This is a genomic window from Rathayibacter sp. VKM Ac-2760 (assembly GCF_009834185.1).
Classification (GTDB): domain Bacteria; phylum Actinomycetota; class Actinomycetes; order Actinomycetales; family Microbacteriaceae; genus Rathayibacter.
The window spans coordinates 739,682-757,626 of the sequence record NZ_CP047173.1 but is presented as its reverse complement, the minus strand read 5'-3'; the positions used below and the strand labels follow the sequence as shown (position 1 = coordinate 757,626).

The following is a 17,945-nucleotide window of genomic DNA, read 5'->3' as shown; positions in this document are numbered from 1 at the left end:
GACCCGCCCTGCAGGCGTCCCACTCCGTCAGCGCTCGACGAGCTCGCCCTCGACCCAGCCGTCGAGGGCGTCCTCGCTGTCCGGCGCCTCCGCCCGCACCCGCCGGTGCTGCGCCGCCGCGACCAGCAGCACGACGAGCAGTCCGATCGCCGCCGTCGCCAGCGGTCCGGCCGCCTGCGCCAGCGTCGTGCGGACGACGATCTCGATCGGAGCGGTCGGAGAATCGCCCTGCCACTGGTTCGGCAGCTGCAGGATGATCGCCGGAATCACGAGCAGCGCTGCCCAGAGGACGAGATCGAGGAGGACGGCGCCGATCCACCAGACCCGGGCGCCGCTCATCCGCGGGACCGCCGCACCGCCTGCAGCACGACCGCGGCGGCGAGCGCGATCAGGCCGATGGTCAGCGCGGGCGCCGCGGCGAAGCCGAGCAGCATCCAGAGGTACTGCTCCGGCTCCAGCCGCTCGTAGACGACGGTGGTCGTGTACGAGGCGAGCGTCGACCACCACAGCGCGGCGAGACCGATCGGCACGAGCACGACGCCGGCGACCGCGAGCGTGATCGGGACCCGGCGGTCGATCGGGCGGCGAGCGGCCGGCACGTCCGGCCGCGGGGTGTCCACCGGCTCCGCGCTGCCCGACGGCGCCTCATCGGCCGGCTCGGCCGGCTCGAGCGCGGCGGACGGCAGCTCCGCCTCCGCGCGCACCGCACGACCACCGGCCCGCCGCGGACGCCGGAACGACGCCTCGTCCCGGTCTCGCGCCTCGGGCGCCGGACCCTGATAGCCGCGCTGATAGGCGGCGTGGTGCCGCGGATCCGTCCTGGTGCTGTCGGCCATGACCGCCTCCCGCCTCGTGCGCTCGCCCCTTCATCCTGTCGCACGGCCCGGCGAGGAGCGAGGCCGCGGCGTCAGGAGCGGCGCCCGGCGCCTCCCGCGGGCAGCAGCTCGACGACGACGCCCTCGTCGAGGTCGACGTCCTCCTGCAGGTCGCCGTCAGCGGCGGCCGGGCCCCGGCCGACGCGGACGAGTCCGATCGCGAGGGTCGCGGCGGTCATCGCGAAGGTCGCGGTGCCGAGTGCCGTCGCGACGGGCCACAGCAGACTCGACACGATCGCGGCCAGCGGGACGTCGTCGCCTTCCGTGTAGCTCCACTCGCCCGGCTGCACCGCCGAGACCCAGCAGGCCCCGAGCGCCAGCGCCCAGAGCAGGGCGGTGTAGCCCAGGAGCAGCGGCCACCAGCCGCCGCGCCCGGTCACGAGCGTGCCGCCCGCACGGCGATCGCCGCGCCGATCGAGAGCAGCCCGATCGTGACGGCCGGGCCGGCCAGGTAGTTGGTGATCGCGCTGACGAACCGATCGAACTCGGTCTGCTCGACCCCGATGCCCCCGTACATCGACGAGGTCGCGGTCCAGAGCAGGCCCAGTCCCGACACCAGGAAGAGCGCGCCCAGCACGGCGAGCGCGAGCGGGACGCGCCGATCCAGCGCGGACGGCCGGCGGGGCACCGCCGGCCCGGCCTCCGTCGCGACGTCGTCGACCGGCGCCTGCCCGACGTCCGACTCGACCCCCGCGAAGGCAGTCGGCAGTGCCGGAGCCTCCGCCGCCGTCGAGCGGCGCCGCCCCTGCGCCGCTTCGCCTCCGCGCGGGCGGCGGAACCGCTCCTCCGCCGGGGCCGCCTCGAGGGTCGGCGCCCCCTGTCGCTGGTACCCGCGCTGATAGGCGGGATGGAACCGCGGGTCCGTCCGGGTGCTGTCGGTCATGAAGTCCCCCACTCCGTGCGCGAACCCCCATCCTGTCGCAGACCCGCGGGGAGCGGCGGAACCCGGGTCAGCGGGCGGCGGCGACGCTCGCGCGGCTCGGCAGGCTCACGCAGCCGGCGCCGACGAGCAGCAGGGCGATCATCACGCCGGTCAGCGCGCCCCAGCCGCCCGCCTCGACGACGAAGCCGAGCAGCCAGCCGCCGACTCCGGAGCCGACGTAGAAGGCGATCGTGTAGACCGCGCCAGCGTGGCCGCGCAGGGCGGCGTCCGCCCGCGCGCCGGTCCAGGCGGCGCCCGTCGCGTGCACCGCGAAGAAGCCGGCCGAGAAGAGGACGAGTCCGGCGACGACGACGACGATCGCGTCGGACAGCATCGCCAGCAGGCCGAGGATCATCGCCGCGACGCCGATCCGCATCACCACCCGCGGGCCGAGGCGCGGCGCCCAGACGCCGGCGAGCCGCGAGGTGGCCGTGCCGGCCAGGTAGGTGACGAACAGCAGCGAGACGAGCGCCGGCGGCAGGGCGAACGGCGCGGCCTCGAGCCGGAACGCCAGGTAGTTGTAGACGGCGACGAACACCCCGACGACGAAGAACGTCTGCGCGGCGACGGCGAGCAGGACGGGGTCGCGGAGGACCCGCGCGATCTTGCCGTGCCAGCCGCCCGGCTCCCGCGGCGCCCGCACGCCCCCGCCGCGCGGCGCGAGGAGGACGAACGCGACGGCCGCGAGCGCGCAGACGATCGTGACGGCGAGCAGAGCGCCGCGCCAGCCGACCACCGCGGCGAGCGGGCCCGCGAGCAGCCGGCCCGCGGCTCCGCCGAGCGTCGTCCCGGAGACGTAGGCCGCGGCGGCGGCGGTCGCGCCCGCTCCGCCGACCCGGTCGTGGATCGCCGCCACGGCGAGCGCCGGCACCGCGCCGAGTGCCGCGCCGCTGAGGAAGCGCAGCACGAGCAGCACCTCGAACGACGGCGCGACGCAGGCGAGCAGCGCGAGCACCACGGAGGAGAGCACCGCGATCCGCATCGACTCCAGCCGCCCGATCCGCTCTGCGATCGACGCCCACGGCAGCACCATCAGCGCGAGCCCGACGGTCGCGGCGGAGACGGTCAGCGCGGCGTCGGAGGCGGAGATCCCCCACTCGCGGGAGAACTGCGGGAGCACGCCCTGGACGGCGTAGAGCTCGGCGAAGGTGGCGAGACCGGCGGCGAGGAGGGCGAGCGTCATCCGCCGCTGCGAGACGGGAGGAGCGCCGGCTGCGGTGCGGACGCTGCTGCTCATGCTTCGAGGGTAGGACTGCGCTGAGCGCATGACCAATGCCGTTCGACCACTGACGCATACGCTGAGAGCATGGATGACTGGCCCGCGATCCTCCGCCTCCTGCCGACCCTCGTCGCCGTCGCGCAGACCGGAAGCGTCACGGCCGCGGCCGCCGAGCTCGGGGTGCCGCAGCCCACCGCGAGCCGCGCGCTCGCGCGCCTCTCGGAGCTGGTCGGGGCGCCGCTCGTCCGCCGCGAGGGCCGCGGCGTGGTGCTGACGGAGGCGGGTGCGCGGCTGGCCGACGTCGCGCAGGACGGCATGGCGCTGATCCGCGCGGGGCTGATGGAGGTGCAGCGGGCGCGCGACCTCGAGGACGGGCGCATCGCGATCGCCTTCCAGACGCTGCTCGGCGAGACCTTCGTGCCCGACGTGATCCGCCGCTTCCGCCGCCGCTGGCCGCGGGTCGGCTTCGGCCTCCGCCACGGCTCGCGCGCGCTGTGCCTGCGGGCGGTGGCCGACGGGGAGTCGGAGCTGGCGATCGTGGCCGACCCGCCCGAGCTGCCCGGCACCACCACGACCACGCTCTACACGGAGCCGCTGCTCGCGGTCGTCGACGACCGGCACCCGCTCGCCGGCCGCCGCTCCGTCACGGTCGACGACCTGCGCGGCCTCGACCTGATCATGCTGTCGCCCGGCTACGGCCTGCACGAGTCGGCCCGGCGCCTGCTGTCGTTCGAGGGGCGCGACCCCGAGCCGGCCTTCGAGGTCGGCGACTACCGGGCCGCCCGCGGGCTCGCGGCGGCAGGCCTCGGGCTGACGATCCTGCCGCCGAGTCCGTCGTCGACCGACGACGGGGTGCGCGAGATCCCGATCGACGATCCGCGGGCCGTCCGCGAGATCGGCGTGCTCGTGCGGGCGACCGCGAACCCCGTCGTTCCGGAGTTCGTCGCGGCACTCCGAGCGGCGGCGGGGGCGCGGGGGCGGGTGCGCTGACCGCGCCGATGCTCGAACTCTCTCGTGTCAAGTACAGGCGCGCGAGGGCACCCGTGCAGGAAGCTCGGAGAGGATCCACTCACTCCCCCACCGCCCCACCAGCCGCAAGGACGGTCCCGGTCATGATCCTTCTCCGCACCCACTCCAACCGCTGGGTCGCGCGCGCCCGCCGCACCGGCGTCGTCGTCGGCCTGATCACCCTCGCGGCGGACCTCCCGCACCCCGTCTTCCGCACCGTCCGCCTCGACGGCCCGAGCGGCGAGCGCGTCCTGCTGCGCGACACCGACACCCTCGAGGTCGCCTTCGCCGTGCTGATCGCGGCGGTCGAGCGCGCGCGCCTGGCCGAGGTCGCGGCGCCGGCGCAGAACGAGTCGGACCCCGCGGCGCAGGCCCCTCTCGCGCCGGTCTCGGTCCTCGCCGAGCCGGACACCTTCGAGCCCGACGAGCCCACCGATCCCCTGGAGGACGCCGTCGCAGCGTGACCCGACCGTCGCGCCGGAAGTCACTCAGCGAATCACCAGATATAACCTTCTGAACGAATACGTTCAGACGGTTATAAACTGCTCCCATGACCCGAGCCAGCACTGCGGTACCGCTCCAGGAGCTGCTCTCGGACGCTGGAGCGGCTGCGCGCATCCTCAGCCCGCGTGACGTGCAGATCACCCCTCCCTCCGGAGTGCCGATCGACGTGCGCCTCGTCTTCGTGTCCCGTCCCCCCACCGCCGGCGAAATGCGCCAGCAGGTGGCGGCAGCGGCAGCAGGAACGACGATCGGATTCGTGACCCCCCGGATCAACAGCATCAGCCGACGTGTCGCGCTCGCAGATCCTCGAGTGGCGCTCTTCGGCACCACCGACGGAGCCGTCATCCTTCGTGGAGAAGAGCTGACGCCGGCAGCGGAGGATCGACAGCCGAGCGGCGGACACCGGCGGGTGTCCTCCGCGCTCTTCGCGCTCCAGCGAGTGCTGACCAGGACACCCGAGCCTCGGTTCCAGACGGAGCTGGCGCGCGAGTGCGGCGTCTCGCAGGTGACCGTCTCGAAGCTGCTCGCAGCCGACTCGGGCCTGGCGGAGAAGACCACCCGAGGATGGATCGCGCGCGACCCCCGCTCACTCCTCGACCGATTCCTCGCGGACTACCCGGGCGCAGGCGGCCTCTCGCAGCTCTGGTACTCGAGTCGCCCCGTGACCGAACAGGCCGAACGCGCGTCGAAGACGGGCCGGAGGGCACTGCTCTCCGGCGACAGCGCCGCCGATGCGCTCGCCCCCTGGAGGATCCCCACCTTCGCCGTCCTGTACGCGGAGAGCAGCCTTCCGCTGGAGTCGGCAGGCTTCGCGGAGACGGATTCCCCGGAAGCCACGCTGCGGGTCGTCGTTCCGGCGGACCGGACCATCTGGGCGACGGCGGCCGCATGGTATCCGTCCGGGAGGACGGTCGACCCGCTCATCGCCGCCTGGGATCTGAGGCAGAGCGGCGGTTCCGATGCGGACGAAGCCGTCGATCGCCTCCTCGACGAGGAGCTGGCGTGGCTGCGATGACGTCGGTCGACCTTCCCTCCACGTCCGAAGCCGACGATGCCGCCCTCCATGCCTTGGAGGACGCATCACTCGCGATCGCCGGCCTCGAGGACGCCTGCATCGTCGGCGGGCAGATGGTCGCACTTCTCTGCGGTGCGTACCCGAGTTCAGGACTGATCGTGCGCCGGACCGCCGATGCGGATGCCGCGGTGTCCCCCCTCGTCGCCGCCCGAGGGACGCTCCACGACGCGCTGACCGGGCTCGGCTACACCCCGAACTCGGCGTGACGGCAGTCCTGCTCGACACGACGCTTCTCACGTTCTCGACTCGGGTCCCCGGCGTCGAGCGAGCGCTGATCGTCAAAGCACTCGCCTACGAGTCGCGCCGCGCCCAGAAGGACCTCGTCGACATCTACAACCTGATGGAGATCAGAGATGCGCACCGTGCCGAGGACATCGGCGGGTGGAGGATCGGCGACGGTGCGCAGACCGGGGCCCGGCGCGATGCGGCGCTGGCGCTCCGGCGCATCGCCGGATCACCGGGGCTCAAGTTGATGCTCCGCGGTTCCCCCGTTCCGAGAGGGCGGTTCGGCTCCCTCGTCCGGGACCACATCGCGGAGGTCTGAGAGAGAGGGGCCCGACGCACGGAAGCGTCGGGCCCTCCGCGCTCAGAGGGTCAGCGTGTGCGCGCCCGAGGCGAGCTCGCGATCCTCGGTGCCGGCCGTGCGGACGACGGCGGTCGCTCCGTCCGGCACGGTGACGGCCAGCTCGATCGCGTCGCCGCGGCGGTCCCAGCGGACCGACGCGAGGCCGTGCGGGGTCTCCAGCGTGGACTCGGCCCAGTCGAGGTCGGTGCCGGGCTGCGGCGCGACCAGGAGGCGGGAGTAGCCGGGCTCCAGCGGGGCGAGGCCGCCGACCACGCGGTGCAGCCAGTCGGCGACGGCGCCGAGCGCGTAGTGGTTGAACGAGGTCATCTCGCCCGGGTTGATGCTGCCGTCGGGCAGCATCGAGTCCCAGCGCTCCCAGACGGTCGTCGCGCCCATCGTCACCGGGTACAGCCAGGACGGGCACTCGCGCTGCAGGAGCAGGCGGTACGCGGCGTCGATGTGCCCGGTCGAGGACAGCGCGTCGGTGATGAACGGCGTGCCCGCGAAGCCGGTCGAGATCGTGTAGCCGCTCTCGGCGACCAGCTCGGCGAGGCGGTCGCCGGCCCAGCCGAGCTCGTCGTCGTCGAGCAGGCCGAAGACGATCGCGAGCGAGTAGACCGTGGTGCAGTCGCTGAAGACGCGCTGGTCGGCGACGTACTTCGCGCGGAACGCCGCACGCAGCCCGTCCGCCATGTCGGCGAACTCCCGCTCGTCCTCGGTGCGGCCGAGCACGGCGGCGCTCTCGGCGACGATGCGCGCCGTGCGGTAGGCGCAGGCCGTGGCGACGACGCCGGTGTCGGCCTTCGCGTCGGCCGGCTTGTCGGGCGCCGCGTCGGGGTCGAGCCAGTCGCCGAACTGGAAGCCGGTGTCCCAGACTCCCGAGTCCGACAGCTTCGAGCGCACGCGGCGGGCGTGCGAGGCCATCGACGCGAACGACTCCTCGAGCACGACCGGGTCGCCGTACGCCTCCCAGACCGCCCACGGCACCCAGGCCGCGGCGTCGCTCCAGAGCGCGGTGGAGTCCATCGGCGGGAACTCGATCTCCGCGGTGCGGCGCTTCAGCACGTCCGGGACGACGAACGGGACGGCGCCGGCGTGGTGCTCCTGCTCCAGCGCCAGGTCGCGCAGCCAGTCGCGGAGGAAGTCCTTGGAGTCGGCGAGATAGACGGCGGTCGAGGCGAAGGCGGCGATGTCGCCGGTCCAGCCCAGGCGCTCGTCGCGCTGCGGGCAGTCGGTCGGCACGTCGAGGAAGTTGCCGACCATGCCGCGGTAGACGTTGTCGTGCAGCTGGTTGACGAGGTCGTCGGAGCTGCGGAAGGTGCCGATCCGGCGCAGGTCGCTGGAGACGACGACCGCGGTGAGGGCACCGTCGGCGATGTCTCCGGGCCAGCCCTCGACCTCGGCGTAGCGGAAGCCGTGGAAGGTGAGGGTCGGCTCGAACACGTCCGCGCCGCCGGAGAGGGTGAAGCGGTCGGTCGCCTCCGCCGCGCGCAGAGGGCGCACGCCCAGCTCGTCGTTCTCGAGGACCTCGGCGTGCCGGAGCGTGACCGTGCTCCCCTCGGGGCCGGTGACCTCGACGCGCAGCCAGCCGACGAGGTTCTCGCCGAAGTCGACGAGGGTGCGGCCGGAGGGGCTCGTCCAGACCTTCTGCGGCGCGACCTCGCGCAGACGGCGCACGGGCGGCGCGATGTAGGGCTCGAGCATCGAGAGGTCGACGTCGATCTCGCGGGTCGCGGTCCAGGCGGAGTCGTCGAAGCCGGCGCTCCTCCAGCCCTGCGGCTCGAGGCGGGCGTCGATGTCCTGACCGTCGTAGATGCTGTCGGCGGTCGTCGATCCGGTCGCGGCGCGCCAGGAGTCGTCGGTCGCGACGACCTGCTCGGCGCCGTCGGCGAAGGTGATCCGCAGCTCGGCGAAGCCGGCGATCTCGGTGCCGTAGGGCTCGGCGCCCTCGCCCCAGGTCAGGCGGCCGCGGTACCAGCCGTCGCCCAGCGCGAGCGCGAGGACGACGCTGTCGCCGGAGATCAGGCTCGTGACGTCGTGCTCCGAGTAGCGCAGGCGCCACTCGTAGCTCGTCCAGCCCGGGGTGAAGAGCTCGTCCGAGACGGGCTCGCCGTCGATCCAGGCCTCGACGATGCCCAGCGCCGAGAGGGCGAGGGTCGCGGAGACGACGTCGCCGTGCCCGGTCTCGAGGGCGGTCTCGCGGCGGAGCAGGGGGGCGGCGTCCAGGGCGGCGGCGGGCGCCGTGAAGCGGGCGGTCCAGTCGGTCATCATCGTCCTTCTGTCAGGAGTGGTCGGGGTGGTGAGAGTGGGTGGCGGGGTCTGCGGCGAGTGCGGGGGTCGGGAGCGCGGGGGTCCGGAGTGGCGGAGTCCGGAGCGGCGCCGAGGACGCGCGGACCCGGAGCACCGGGTCGACCTCGAAGTGCACGGCCTCGGTCCGGCCGGCGATGCGCTGGAGCAGCAGCTCGACCGAGCGGGCGCCGAGCGTCTCGCCGTGCTGATCGATCGTCGTCAGGGAGACACCCGGGTGGGCCGCGATCTCGATGTCGTCGTAGCCGACGATCGACAGCTCGGCGGGGTCGAGTCCGGCGTCGCTCCGGGCCCAGAGCGCGCCGAGCGCGAGCGAGTCGTTGCCCGCGAAGAGGGCCGTGGGCCGGTCGGGCGAGCGGAACAGCTCGAGCGAGCGGACCCGGGCGTCGCTGCGCTCCGCGTCGACGTGCACGATGTGCGTCTCGCTCTCGAGGCCGGCCTCGCGCATCCGCTCCTCGTAGCGGACGCGCCGGACGAAGTGCGGCGCCTCCGCGAGCCGGTGGGTGACCTGGCTGCTCTCGGTGAGGTGCACGATGCGGCGGTGCCCGAGGGCGAAGAGGTGGTCCATCAGGAGATCCGTGCCGGCGACGTCGTCGTTGGTGACGGTGTCGTAGCCGACGGACGCGTCGTGCCGCCCGAGCATGACGATCGGGATCCGCGTCGACTGCCGCTCGAGCCAGGCGTGGCTGACCACGGGCGAGACGGCGATGAGCCCGTCGACCTGGCGGTCGACCAGCGCCTCGATGGCGCGCAGCCCGTCGTCGCCGAAGTCGCTCTGCACCGGCGCCACCACCAGCTGGTAGCGGGTCCCCTCCAGGGCGGTGCTCGCGCCGGTCACGATCCGGTTGAAGAAGGCGTTGTCGAGCGAGGGCACCTCGACGCCGAGGGTGAAGCTGGCGCCGCGCATGGCGCGCGCCGCGACGCTCGGCCGGTAGTCGAGCTCGTCGATCGCGGCGGTGACGCGCTCCCGCATCGACGCGCTGACGCCGTAGGCGTTGCGGATGACCTTCGAGACCGCGGCGCGGGAGACGCCGGCGTGCAGGGCGACGTCCTGGATGGTGGCGGGACCCCGGTGTCCGGTGTCGATCGAGCTCATCATCGCCTCCTCGCGGTGTCGCTGCTGCCGTGCAGCCGTGATCGGGGCTCCGATCGGGGCCGCCGCGAACGCCACTGTAACGGTTCACTTGCGATTGTGTAGATCGATCCACGGATTTGCGCATTTTCGTTGACACGTTTCACGGCGCGGACGTAGGTTCTCCCTGCGTCGCCCCGCAGCCCGGCCTTCCGAACGGTCCGGCAGCAGGACGACAGCCCCCGGGCACCCCCGCAACGAAGAAGTTGTCCCTACATGGAGGTAGTGATGTCGACCCGACAGAACCGGCGAGCAGTGCTCGCCCTCGGCGCAGGAGGAGCGGCTCTCGCTCTCGCGCTCACCGGCTGCAGCACCGGAGGCGGTGGCGGCGATTCCGCCGACGGCGCCACGCTCAGCGTGCTCATCGACAACCAGACCGCGACCGTCGAGCTCTGGGACGCGCTGAAGTCGAAGTTCGAGGAGGAGAACGAGGGCATCACCCTCGACATCGAGACCCGCCCGCAGGGCAGCGAGGGCGACAACCTCGTCAAGACGCGCCTCGCGACCGGCGAGATGAACGACGTCTTCGCCTACAACTCCGGCTCGCTCTTCCAGGCGCTCAACCCCGACCAGAACCTCGCGCCGCTCTCGGACGAGGCCTGGGTCGACTCGCTCGACGAGGGCTTCCGCACCGTCGTGTCGACCGACTCGGACCTCTACGGCATCCCGCTCGGCCAGGCGATGGGCGGCGCCGTCCTCTACAACAAGGACGTCTACAGCTCGCTCGGCCTGACCGTGCCGAAGACCTGGGACGAGTTCATCGCGAACAGCGAGGCGATCAAGGCCGCCGGCGACGTCGCGCCGATCATCCAGACCTACGGCGACACCTGGACCTCGCAGCTCTTCGTGCTCGGCGACTTCGCCAACGTCCTCGCGCAGGACCCGGAGTGGGCGGAGCAGTACACCGCCAACGACGCCAAGTACGTGGACGAGCCCGCCCTGGCCGGCTTCGAGCACCTGCAGCAGGTGGCGGAGTCGGGCCTGGTGAACGAGGACTACGCCTCCGCCACCTACGACGACGGCGTCCGCATGGTCGCGACCGGCGAGGGTGCGCAGTACCCGATGCTGACCTTCGCGGCCGGCCCGCTGATCCAGAACTACCCCGACTCGCTCGACAAGGTCGGCCTGTTCCCGCTGCCCGGCGAGTCCGCCGACTCCAACCCGCTGACCGTCTGGCAGCCCAACGCGGTCTACGTCCCCAAGTCGACCGAGGGCGCGAAGCTCGAGAGCGCCAAGAAGCTGATGGCGTTCCTGGTCACTCCCGAGAGCTGCGACATCCAGAGCGAGATCGCGGCACCCCAGGGTCCCTTCGTGATCGACGGCTGCACCCTGCCCGACGACGTACCCGCGCTCGTCTCGGACATGCAGCCCTACTTCGACAGCGGTGACACGGGCCTCGCGCTCGAGTTCCTCTCCCCGATCAAGGGACCGGCGCTGGAGCAGATCACCGTCGCCGTCGGCTCGGGCATCACGCCCGCCGCGGAGGGTGCTCAGCAGTACGACGACGACGTCACGAAGCAGGCCAAGCAGCTCGGCCTCGACGGCTGGTGAGCCTCGGGGGTCGTGAGCGGAGGCACTCCCTCCGCTCACGGCCCCTTCCCCCGGGCGCACCGCCCTCCCACCCCTCCCCCGGCCGATCGACGGAGATCTGATGACCGCAACGATGGAGAAGCGCCCGGCACGGCGCTCCGACCCCTCCCGCTCCCCCGAGCCGCCGAAGCGGCGCAAGGCGATGAAGAGCCCGTACCCGACGTGGTTCTACCTGCCGGCCGGCGTCTTCTACGTGGTCCTCTTCCTGGTCCCGACGGTCGCCTCCCTCTACTTCTCCCTCACCCGCTGGACGCTGTTCGATTCGACCTTCATCGGCTTCGAGAACTTCGTCGAGTTCTTCCAGGACCCGGCGCTGACGACCGGCTTCGTCAACACCTTCATCTACGCGGCGATCACCTCGGGCCTCAAGATCGTGCTCGGCATGGCCCTCGGCGTGCTGCTGAGCTCGCAGATCATCGGCCGCGGCTTCCTCCGCAGCGTCGTGTTCTTCCCCGTGCTGGTGTCGACGATCGGCATCGGCATCACCTTCAAGGTGCTGCTCGACCCCTTCGACGGACTGATCAACCAGGGCCTCGCGACGATCGGCGTCGCCGGCCCGGGCTGGCTCACCGACCCGCAGTGGGCGCTCTTCTCGGTCGCGCTCGTCGACGTCTGGAAGGGCGTCGGACTCGCGACGCTCATCTACATCGCCGGCATCGTCGCGATCCCGCAGGACTACTTCGAGGCCGCCCGCGTCGACGGCGCCGGCGCCTGGCACAACTTCCGGCACATCACGCTGCCGCTACTGCGTCCCGCGACCGTGACGGTCATCCTCCTCTCGCTGATCGGCGGGCTGCGCTCGTTCGACCTGATCTGGGCGATGACCAAGGGCGGCCCGGGCTTCACCAGCGACGTGGTCGCCTCCGTCATCTACAAGCAGTACCAGGCGGGCTTCTACGGTCTCTCGACCGCCGGCAACGTCATCCTCTTCCTCGTCGTCGCAGCGCTGATCTTCCCGCTCTCGGCCTGGCTCAACCGGAAGGACAAGGAGCTGTGACCACCACTCCGCTCACGCCCGCCCCGCTCTCGCCGACCCCGCTCCAGGACGACCCGCTGCGCGCGAAGGTGCGCCAGCGCGGCGTCGGCCGCGGCTCCCGGACCTGGCGCTACGGCGGAGGCATCGTCGCGATCGTCCTCGCCGTCATCGTCTTCATCGTCCCCTTCCTCTTCATCGTGCTCACCGCCGCGAAGACGCAGCAGGAGTCGTCGCTGCTGGGCTTCACGCTCCCCACCCAGTGGCTCTTCTTCGAGAACCTCCAGGAGGTGATCTCGGCCCGGAACTTCGTGCTGCTGCGGGCGTTCGCGAACAGTGCGATCCTCACGATCGTCTCGGTCACCGTGATGGTCGTCCTCGCGGCGATGGTCGGCTACGTGCTCCAGCGCCGCCGCTCGAAGTGGAACCCGCTCGTCAACGGCTTCGTCCTCGCCGGCCTGATCATCCCGCCCGCCGTCGTCCCGACCATCTGGGTGCTGCAGGGCCTCGAGCTCTTCAAGACCCTGCCCGGCCTGATCGCCGTGCACGTCGCCTTCGGACTCTCCTTCTGCATCCTCCTGTTCCGCGCCTTCGTCTCGACGATCCCCCGCGAGCTGGACGAGGCGGCGACCATCGACGGCGCCGGCCCCTTCCGCCTCTTCTTCACCGTGGTGCTGCCGCTACTGAAGCCGGTGATCGTGACCGTGATCGTCGTCCAGGCCGTGACGGTGTTCAACGACTTCACCTACGCCCTGTACTTCCTCCCGGGCGACGACAACGCGACCGTGCAGCTCACGCTCTACAACTTCTCCTCGCAGTCGGTCTCGTCGTGGAACCTGCTCTTCATGGACGTGCTGCTCATCACGATCCCGCCGCTGGTGATGTACATCTTCTTCAACCGCCAGATCGTCGCGGGCATGACCTCCGGAGCGGTCAAGGGCTGATCGGAGCCGCCCTCTCCACCGGCGGGCCTCTCCAGCGCCACTCCTCGATCCGCACGAGGGGTCGGTGCAGCCGCCAACCCGGCTCGCGGTCAGGGTCGGCCCGCCCCGCTCGGGTGCGCAGGAGCTGCTCGAGCTGCTCCGAATCGCGGGCCGACCGGGCGTTCAGCCCGACCCGGACATCCGGGAGGGCGAAGCGCTCCGTGATACGCAGCGTGAGGTCGTCATCGGCCCCTCGTCACCTTCGTCAGATCGACGGCGCTGGTGAGGTTCACCGTCACGTTCGCGTTGGCGTAGTAGCCGGTGTTCCCTGACCAGAACGTGGTGAGGCGGTCTCCGCCGCGGATCTTGGTGACATCGGTCACGTCGATCTCCAGTGAGCCCGATCCGGCGTAGCCGTAGGGGGTCTTCCCGTCCTTGTAGGCGCATGCCGAGGTCGTCGAGCAGCCCGGACCGACGGCAGAGATCGCCGACGTCGAGAAGAGTGGTTCGGTTGTGATGGCAGCCAGATACTCGTCGGTCTTCGGGTCGAAGAGGACTTCCGCGGGAACACCCGACGCCACGATCTTCCAGACCTCAGCCGCAGGCTGAGTCTTCGCCAGGGCTTCGAGCTCCTGGACCGTCGAGTCCGACGAAGCGACAGGATCTCCCGCGCCAGTCGCTGTCAGCGAGCTGGTCGCCGCGTATCCCGGGCCGGCGAAACCGATCGTGAGAACGCCTGCGACCGCTGTCGCGGCGAGGAACTTCCGAAGTTTCATGAGCTTCTTCCCCCCGGGTAGCGCGGCGATGAGTCTCGCTGCGTGGACGCCGCTCGAGTGACACCGTCACCATACTTATATGTCCCTGGACACTGGCGAGTGGCGCGATGGGTGGCGCCTTCTGGTGGCGTGGGCCGGTGGTGGTTCTCGTGGAGCAGGACGGGCGGGGGCAGGCTCGCAGTCACTCCGATTGCGGAACAGGCAATGATCACTCAGACCTCTCTCGCTCTTGCTTCCCTCGGTTCGTGCTGCTCATCACGATCCCGCCGCTGGTGATGTACATCTTCTTCAACCGCCAGATCGTCGCGGGCATGACCTCCGGAGCGGTCAAGGGCTGATCGGAGCCGCCTCCTCCTCGGCCGGGCCCTCCCCCGCCGGGCGCCGCTCGATCCACCGGGCGACGTCCGACGGGGGCTCGGTCGTGGGGAGGTCCTGCGGGCCGACGAGTCGGCGCAGCCGGGCCGGTCGGCGCGAGCGGGTCAGGGCTGTCCGCCAGCGGAGGTCGACCACCGCGCGCTGGAGCGGGTCGACCGGCTGCAGGACGCCGTCGATCCGCTCCTCGATGCGCACGACCGGCGGGCGGACGAGGTGCAGGCGCCGGCCAGGCTCGCGCTCCGGGTCCGCCCGGCCGGTGCGGGTGCGCAGCTGCTGCTCGAGCTGCTCCGGATCGCTCGCCGACCAGGCGCTGACCCCGACCCGACCATCGGGGAGGGCGAAGCGCTCGGTGATCCGCAGCGGGAGCTCGTCGCGGGGATGGGTCATCGTTCGTGCCTTCCAGGAGGTGGGGAGAGAAGAGTCAGCGCTCGGCCCGAGTCGCAGTGCGCCGACTGCGCAGGCGCCGGCCCGCGAGCAGACCGCCGCCCGTCAGCAGGAGCACGGCTGCCGCCGGCCCGACCGGGCCCGCCGCCGCACCGGTGACGGCGAGGGCCGTCGGCACGAGACCGACCGGAGGGACGGACACCTCGGCGCAGCTGGCCGCGGGCTCATCGGCGCACGGGTGCTCGACCGAGGTCGACGGGAATCCGCGCCCCGGACTGGATCGCGTAGGAGGTCGACCAAACCCGGCCGGCGATCGGAGCGCCCGATGCCCCGGTGACGCCGATGTCCCAGACCAGGTTCACCGGCGCTGTCACGTCGTCGTCGCTCACGCTCACCCGGAAGACCCCGGTCTCGGCCGCGACGAAGTCGCCTCCCGCCGCGACCGACGGCGGAGCCCCGCGCGGGAAGACCTGGGTGTCGAGCACCGAGCCGTCCGGCGCGAGGATCGAGGCGGTGCCTCCTTCGCTCTCGCCCCCTCCCGTGCCCGAGCCGCCCTTCAGCGGATGCAGGTCGGCACTGAGCCGCTCGCCCTTCTGCAGCCAGGCCGAGACCGTCGTCGCGCCGGCGTTGGTGGACCCGCCGTGCAGCAGCGTGTTCTCGATCGTCCGGTGCGGCGCTCCCGCCGCCGCGCCGTCGGGTGGCGCCGCCGCTCGAGCGGGCGGTGCGGCCGCCCCCGCACCGAGCAGCCCGCCGAGCACGGTGACGCCGACCCCCGTTCCCGCGAGCAGCCGGACGGCTCTCCCCCTGCGATGACCGGCCCGCCCCGGCCGTTCCGTTCCACTCATCCGTCGTCCCTCTCCTCGGCCACCCGCGCTCGCAGCGCCGGCGGCGGTGATGCAGCCCCACGGCAAGGAGAGTAATGCTCACCTCCGTCCATCGTGGCGCGGGTGAGGTCTTCGGTGGACAACTGCGCGGATCGGGTCCTGGGGAGGAGTGGCGCCTCCCGCGTCGGGCGGAGACGGCGGCGAGGATCCGTGGCACGCTCGTGGGGACCGGAAGGCCGACATGACCGCTGCACCCCCGCCACCGCCCGCATCCGCACCGCCCGAATCCGCACCGCCCGCATCCGCACCCGCCCCGCTCGCCGGCGTCCGCGTCCTCGAGCTCGGCAACTTCATCGCCGCGCCCACCGCGGGGCGGCTGCTCGCCGACTTCGGCGCCGAGGTCATCAAGGTCGAGCGCCCGGGCAGCGGCGACGAGCTGCGCAAATGGCGGCTTCATCCCGGGTCGACGACGTCGATGCTCTTCCACACCCTCAACCGCAACAAGCGCTCGGTCGCGCTCGATCTGCGCACGGAGGAGGGCCGCGACGCCGTCCGCGGGCTCGCCGCCGAGTGCGACGTGGTGCTCGAGAACTTCCGCCCGGGCACGCTCGAGCGCTGGGGCATCGGACCGGACGTGCTGAACGAGGCCAACCCCGAGCTGGTGATCGGCCGCATCTCCGCGTTCGGCCAGACCGGGCCGCTATCGAGCCGCCCGGGCTTCGCGGCGGTCGCGGAGGCGATGGGCGGCTTCCGCGAGCTCGTCGGCGACCCGGACCGCCCGCCCGTGCGCGTCGGCGTCTCGATCGGCGACTCCATCGCGGGCCTCTACGCCGGCTACGGAGTGATGATGGCGCTCTTCCAGCGCGAGACCCGCCGCGCCGCCGGTCTCGGCCCGGCGCCGCTGGTGGAGCGGGTGATCGACGTCGCGCTCAACGAGGCGATGTTCTCGATGATGGAGTCGCTGATCCCCGACTACCAGGCGCACGGCATCGTCCGCGAGCGCGTCGGCGGGCGGATGGAGGGCATCGCGCCGACCAACGCCTACCTCTGCGGCGACGGCGCCAGCATCGTCGTCGCGGCGAACGGCGACGCGATCTTCCAGCGGCTGATGGCGATCATCGGCCGCCCCGACCTGGCGGAGGACGCCGATCTGGTCGCGAACGACGGCCGCTGGCGCCGCCGCGACGAGCTCGACGCCGCCATCGGCGCCTGGACCGCCGGAACCACCTCCGCCGAGGCGCTGACGATCCTCGACGAGAACGGCGTCCCCTCCGGCCCGATCCTCACCGCCGCCGACATCAGCGCGAACGAGCAGTACGCCGCCCGTGGCATGATCCAGAAGTTCGACGTCGACACCGGCGCCGGCGTCATCGAGGGCGTCGGCTTCCCCGGCATCGTCCCGGTGCTCGGCGAGCGCTCGCTGCCCATCCGCACGCTCGCGCCCGTCCTGGGCCACGACACCGAGGAGGTCCTCGCCATGCTCTCCACCACGCCGCGCGACGACGACGCGGAGGGAGCGCGATGACCCGCGAGCGCACCGCCCGCCTGCGCGACGTGACCCTCCGTGACGGACTGCAGCTGACCGGCAAGCTGCTCTCGACCGAGCGCAAGGTCGAGCTGGTCCGGGCGCTGCTGGCGGCCGGCGTCCCCGAGCTGGAGATCGGCTCGCTCGCCCGCGGAGACCTCGTGCCGCCGATGGCGAACACCCTCGAGGTCGTCGCGGCGCTGACGCCGGAGGAGCTGGAGCACTGCTGGGTCTGGGTGGCGACCCCGCGCCACATCGAGCGGGCGGCGGCCGCCGGCGCGCGCAACTTCCAGTACTGCTTCTCGGCGTCCGACTCCCACAACCGCGCGAACATCGGCCGGAGCACCGAGGCGAGTCTCGACGCGATGCCCGAGGCCGTCGCCCTCGCGCACGCGGTGGGCGGGCGCATCCAGCTCTGCATCGCCACGTCGTTCACCTGCCCGTTCGAGGGTCCGGTGCCCGAGGAGCGGGTGCTCGCCCTCGCGAACGACCCGCGCGCCGCCGGCGCCGAGGACGTCGTGATCTGCGACACCCTCGGCCAGGCGCACCCCGAGCAGGTCTTCTCGCTGGTCTCCCGCGTCGCGGCCGAGACGCCGCCGCGGGAGATCGTCTTCCACGGTCACGACACCTGGGGCGCCGGCGTGGTCAACGCGCTCAGCGCCGTCCGCGCCGGCGCGACCGTCGTCGACGGCGCTCTCGGCGGGCTGGGCGGCTGCCCGTTCGCGCCCGGCGCGAGCGGCAACACCGCGACCGAGGACCTCGTCTTCGCGATGCGCCCCGACTGGCTCGACACCGATCGCTTCGCCGAGCTCGTCCGCCAGTCCGAGCGGCTGCTCGCCGACGTCGAGGAGCCGAACCGCTCGAAGGCCCGCCAGGGCGCGCGCTCCCGCGCCGAGGCGTTCCCCTGGGTCGTCGCGGACTGAGCTCGCCCGACGAGACGTCCTCGGACGGTCGAGACGTCCACCTGC

21 protein-coding genes and 1 pseudogene are annotated in these 17,945 nt (G+C 72.3%); 11 read left to right on the top strand and 11 right to left on the bottom strand.

Features of this window, described 5'->3' with window-relative positions; all coding sequences use genetic code 11:
• Positions 1 to 27: 27 nt before the first annotated feature.
• From GSU72_RS03415 to GSU72_RS03395, 5 genes are all read right to left on the bottom strand, one after another.
• Complete coding sequence (locus GSU72_RS03415) at positions 28 to 339, bottom strand: hypothetical protein (RefSeq protein WP_159983731.1); 312 nt, start codon at positions 337 to 339, stop codon at positions 28 to 30.
• Entirely contained in the window at positions 336 to 836 is a 501-nt protein-coding gene (locus GSU72_RS03410; protein WP_159983729.1) for a hypothetical protein, read from the bottom strand. The genes GSU72_RS03415 and GSU72_RS03410 overlap by 4 nt, the downstream gene beginning before the upstream one ends.
• Positions 837 to 907: 71 nt before the next feature.
• Positions 908 to 1,255 carry a hypothetical protein gene (locus GSU72_RS03405; RefSeq protein WP_159983727.1) on the bottom strand — a complete coding sequence of 116 codons (348 nt, stop codon included), beginning with the start codon at positions 1,253 to 1,255 and terminating at the stop codon, positions 908 to 910.
• Entirely contained in the window at positions 1,252 to 1,758 is a 507-nt protein-coding gene (locus tag GSU72_RS03400) for a hypothetical protein (RefSeq protein WP_159983724.1), read from the bottom strand. The genes GSU72_RS03405 and GSU72_RS03400 overlap by 4 nt, the downstream gene beginning before the upstream one ends.
• Positions 1,759 to 1,825: 67 nt before the next feature.
• A complete protein-coding gene (locus GSU72_RS03395; RefSeq protein WP_159983722.1) occupies positions 1,826 to 3,034 on the bottom strand; it encodes an MFS transporter in 1,209 nt (402 codons plus the stop codon).
• 69 nt (positions 3,035 to 3,103) lie between these two features.
• Between GSU72_RS03395 and GSU72_RS03390 the strand changes: the two genes are divergently transcribed.
• The 5 genes from GSU72_RS03390 (at position 3,104) to GSU72_RS03370 (ending at position 6,147) form a co-directional block, all read left to right on the top strand.
• A complete protein-coding gene (locus tag GSU72_RS03390; RefSeq protein ID WP_159983720.1) occupies positions 3,104 to 4,006 on the top strand; it encodes a LysR family transcriptional regulator in 903 nt (300 codons plus the stop codon).
• Positions 4,007 to 4,128: 122 nt separating this feature from the next.
• Positions 4,129 to 4,488: a hypothetical protein gene (locus GSU72_RS03385; protein ID WP_159983718.1), complete on the top strand. Its 360-nt coding sequence runs from the start codon at positions 4,129 to 4,131 to the stop codon at positions 4,486 to 4,488.
• A 701-nt stretch (positions 4,489 to 5,189) separates the two neighbouring features.
• Entirely contained in the window at positions 5,190 to 5,543 is a 354-nt protein-coding gene (locus GSU72_RS03380) for a hypothetical protein (RefSeq protein WP_159983716.1), read from the top strand.
• Positions 5,531 to 5,809, top strand: coding sequence for a hypothetical protein (locus GSU72_RS03375; protein WP_159983714.1), 279 nt, complete (start codon positions 5,531 to 5,533; stop codon positions 5,807 to 5,809). The genes GSU72_RS03380 and GSU72_RS03375 overlap by 13 nt, the downstream gene beginning before the upstream one ends.
• Entirely contained in the window at positions 5,806 to 6,147 is a 342-nt protein-coding gene (locus tag GSU72_RS03370) for a hypothetical protein (protein ID WP_159983712.1), read from the top strand. The genes GSU72_RS03375 and GSU72_RS03370 overlap by 4 nt, the downstream gene beginning before the upstream one ends.
• Positions 6,148 to 6,189: 42 nt before the next feature.
• Here GSU72_RS03370 and GSU72_RS03365 read toward each other — a convergent pair whose 3' ends face one another.
• Together GSU72_RS03365 and GSU72_RS03360 are read right to left on the bottom strand one after the other, a co-directional pair.
• Positions 6,190 to 8,436, bottom strand: coding sequence for an alpha-L-rhamnosidase (locus tag GSU72_RS03365; protein ID WP_208545139.1), 2,247 nt, complete (start codon positions 8,434 to 8,436; stop codon positions 6,190 to 6,192).
• Positions 8,437 to 8,449: 13 nt separating this feature from the next.
• Positions 8,450 to 9,571, bottom strand: a complete 1,122-nt coding sequence (locus GSU72_RS03360) for a LacI family DNA-binding transcriptional regulator (RefSeq protein WP_159983708.1) — start codon at positions 9,569 to 9,571, stop codon at positions 8,450 to 8,452.
• Positions 9,572 to 9,835: 264 nt separating this feature from the next.
• Here GSU72_RS03360 and GSU72_RS03355 point away from each other — a divergent pair, with 264 nt between their 5' ends.
• The 3 genes from GSU72_RS03355 (at position 9,836) to GSU72_RS03345 (ending at position 13,114) form a co-directional block, all read left to right on the top strand.
• The gene (locus tag GSU72_RS03355; RefSeq protein WP_244255952.1) at positions 9,836 to 11,158 is read left to right on the top strand and encodes an extracellular solute-binding protein; all 1,323 of its coding nucleotides are present in this window, start codon (positions 9,836 to 9,838) and stop codon (positions 11,156 to 11,158) included.
• A gap of 100 nt (positions 11,159 to 11,258) precedes the next feature.
• Positions 11,259 to 12,194 carry a sugar ABC transporter permease gene (locus tag GSU72_RS03350; protein ID WP_159983704.1) on the top strand — a complete coding sequence of 312 codons (936 nt, stop codon included), beginning with the start codon at positions 11,259 to 11,261 and terminating at the stop codon, positions 12,192 to 12,194.
• Positions 12,195 to 12,262: 68 nt separating this feature from the next.
• Positions 12,263 to 13,114: a carbohydrate ABC transporter permease gene (locus GSU72_RS03345; RefSeq protein WP_159986614.1), complete on the top strand. Its 852-nt coding sequence runs from the start codon at positions 12,263 to 12,265 to the stop codon at positions 13,112 to 13,114.
• A 221-nt stretch (positions 13,115 to 13,335) separates the two neighbouring features.
• On the opposite strand, the gene GSU72_RS03340 is transcribed toward GSU72_RS03345, so the two are convergent.
• Positions 13,336 to 13,869, bottom strand: a complete 534-nt coding sequence (locus GSU72_RS03340) for a hypothetical protein (RefSeq protein ID WP_159983702.1) — start codon at positions 13,867 to 13,869, stop codon at positions 13,336 to 13,338.
• A gap of 245 nt (positions 13,870 to 14,114) precedes the next feature.
• On the opposite strand from GSU72_RS03340, the pseudogene GSU72_RS03335 reads away from it, so the two are divergent.
• Positions 14,115 to 14,207 (top strand): annotated as a pseudogene (locus GSU72_RS03335) (carbohydrate ABC transporter permease); the annotation flags it as partial.
• On the opposite strand, the gene GSU72_RS03330 reads toward GSU72_RS03335, so the two are convergent.
• From GSU72_RS03330 to GSU72_RS03320, 3 genes are read right to left on the bottom strand one after another with little or no spacing between them, the layout of a single operon-like run.
• A complete protein-coding gene (locus GSU72_RS03330) occupies positions 14,197 to 14,631 on the bottom strand; it encodes a hypothetical protein (RefSeq protein WP_159983700.1) in 435 nt (144 codons plus the stop codon). The pseudogene GSU72_RS03335 and the gene GSU72_RS03330 overlap by 11 nt on opposite strands.
• 34 nt (positions 14,632 to 14,665) lie before the next feature.
• Entirely contained in the window at positions 14,666 to 14,830 is a 165-nt protein-coding gene (locus tag GSU72_RS03325; protein WP_159983698.1) for a hypothetical protein, read from the bottom strand.
• A gap of 22 nt (positions 14,831 to 14,852) precedes the next feature.
• Positions 14,853 to 15,473, bottom strand: a complete 621-nt coding sequence (locus GSU72_RS03320; protein ID WP_159983696.1) for a hypothetical protein — start codon at positions 15,471 to 15,473, stop codon at positions 14,853 to 14,855.
• 220 nt (positions 15,474 to 15,693) lie between these two features.
• Here GSU72_RS03320 and GSU72_RS03315 point away from each other — a divergent pair, with 220 nt between their 5' ends.
• Both GSU72_RS03315 and GSU72_RS03310 read left to right on the top strand, forming a co-directional pair.
• Positions 15,694 to 16,977, top strand: coding sequence for a CoA transferase (locus tag GSU72_RS03315; protein ID WP_159983694.1), 1,284 nt, complete (start codon positions 15,694 to 15,696; stop codon positions 16,975 to 16,977).
• Entirely contained in the window at positions 16,974 to 17,900 is a 927-nt protein-coding gene (locus GSU72_RS03310; protein WP_159983692.1) for a hydroxymethylglutaryl-CoA lyase, read from the top strand. The genes GSU72_RS03315 and GSU72_RS03310 overlap by 4 nt, the downstream gene beginning before the upstream one ends.
• The last annotated feature ends 45 nt before the right edge of the window (positions 17,901 to 17,945 follow it).

What these genes read in the sequence shown, in the direction of transcription:
- GSU72_RS03415 (WP_159983731.1), bottom strand. Translation starts at nt 339, where the DNA reads ATGAGCGGCGCCCGGGTCTGGTGGATCGGCGCCGTCCTCCTCGATCTC.
- GSU72_RS03410 (WP_159983729.1), bottom strand. Translation starts at nt 836, where the DNA reads ATGGCCGACAGCACCAGGACGGATCCGCGGCACCACGCCGCCTATCAG.
- GSU72_RS03400 (WP_159983724.1), bottom strand. Translation starts at nt 1,758, where the DNA reads ATGACCGACAGCACCCGGACGGACCCGCGGTTCCATCCCGCCTATCAG.
- GSU72_RS03395 (WP_159983722.1), bottom strand. Translation starts at nt 3,034, where the DNA reads ATGAGCAGCAGCGTCCGCACCGCAGCCGGCGCTCCTCCCGTCTCGCAG.
- GSU72_RS03390 (WP_159983720.1), top strand. Translation starts at nt 3,104, where the DNA reads ATGGATGACTGGCCCGCGATCCTCCGCCTCCTGCCGACCCTCGTCGCC.
- GSU72_RS03385 (WP_159983718.1), top strand. Translation starts at nt 4,129, where the DNA reads ATGATCCTTCTCCGCACCCACTCCAACCGCTGGGTCGCGCGCGCCCGC.
- GSU72_RS03365 (WP_208545139.1), bottom strand. Translation starts at nt 8,436, where the DNA reads ATGACCGACTGGACCGCCCGCTTCACGGCGCCCGCCGCCGCCCTGGAC.
- GSU72_RS03360 (WP_159983708.1), bottom strand. Translation starts at nt 9,571, where the DNA reads ATGAGCTCGATCGACACCGGACACCGGGGTCCCGCCACCATCCAGGAC.
- GSU72_RS03355 (WP_244255952.1), top strand. Translation starts at nt 9,836, where the DNA reads ATGTCGACCCGACAGAACCGGCGAGCAGTGCTCGCCCTCGGCGCAGGA.
- GSU72_RS03350 (WP_159983704.1), top strand. Translation starts at nt 11,259, where the DNA reads ATGACCGCAACGATGGAGAAGCGCCCGGCACGGCGCTCCGACCCCTCC.
- GSU72_RS03340 (WP_159983702.1), bottom strand. Translation starts at nt 13,869, where the DNA reads ATGAAACTTCGGAAGTTCCTCGCCGCGACAGCGGTCGCAGGCGTTCTC.
- GSU72_RS03330 (WP_159983700.1), bottom strand. Translation starts at nt 14,631, where the DNA reads ATGACCCATCCCCGCGACGAGCTCCCGCTGCGGATCACCGAGCGCTTC.
- GSU72_RS03320 (WP_159983696.1), bottom strand. Translation starts at nt 15,473, where the DNA reads ATGAGTGGAACGGAACGGCCGGGGCGGGCCGGTCATCGCAGGGGGAGA.
- GSU72_RS03315 (WP_159983694.1), top strand. Translation starts at nt 15,694, where the DNA reads ATGACCGCTGCACCCCCGCCACCGCCCGCATCCGCACCGCCCGAATCC.
- GSU72_RS03310 (WP_159983692.1), top strand. Translation starts at nt 16,974, where the DNA reads ATGACCCGCGAGCGCACCGCCCGCCTGCGCGACGTGACCCTCCGTGAC.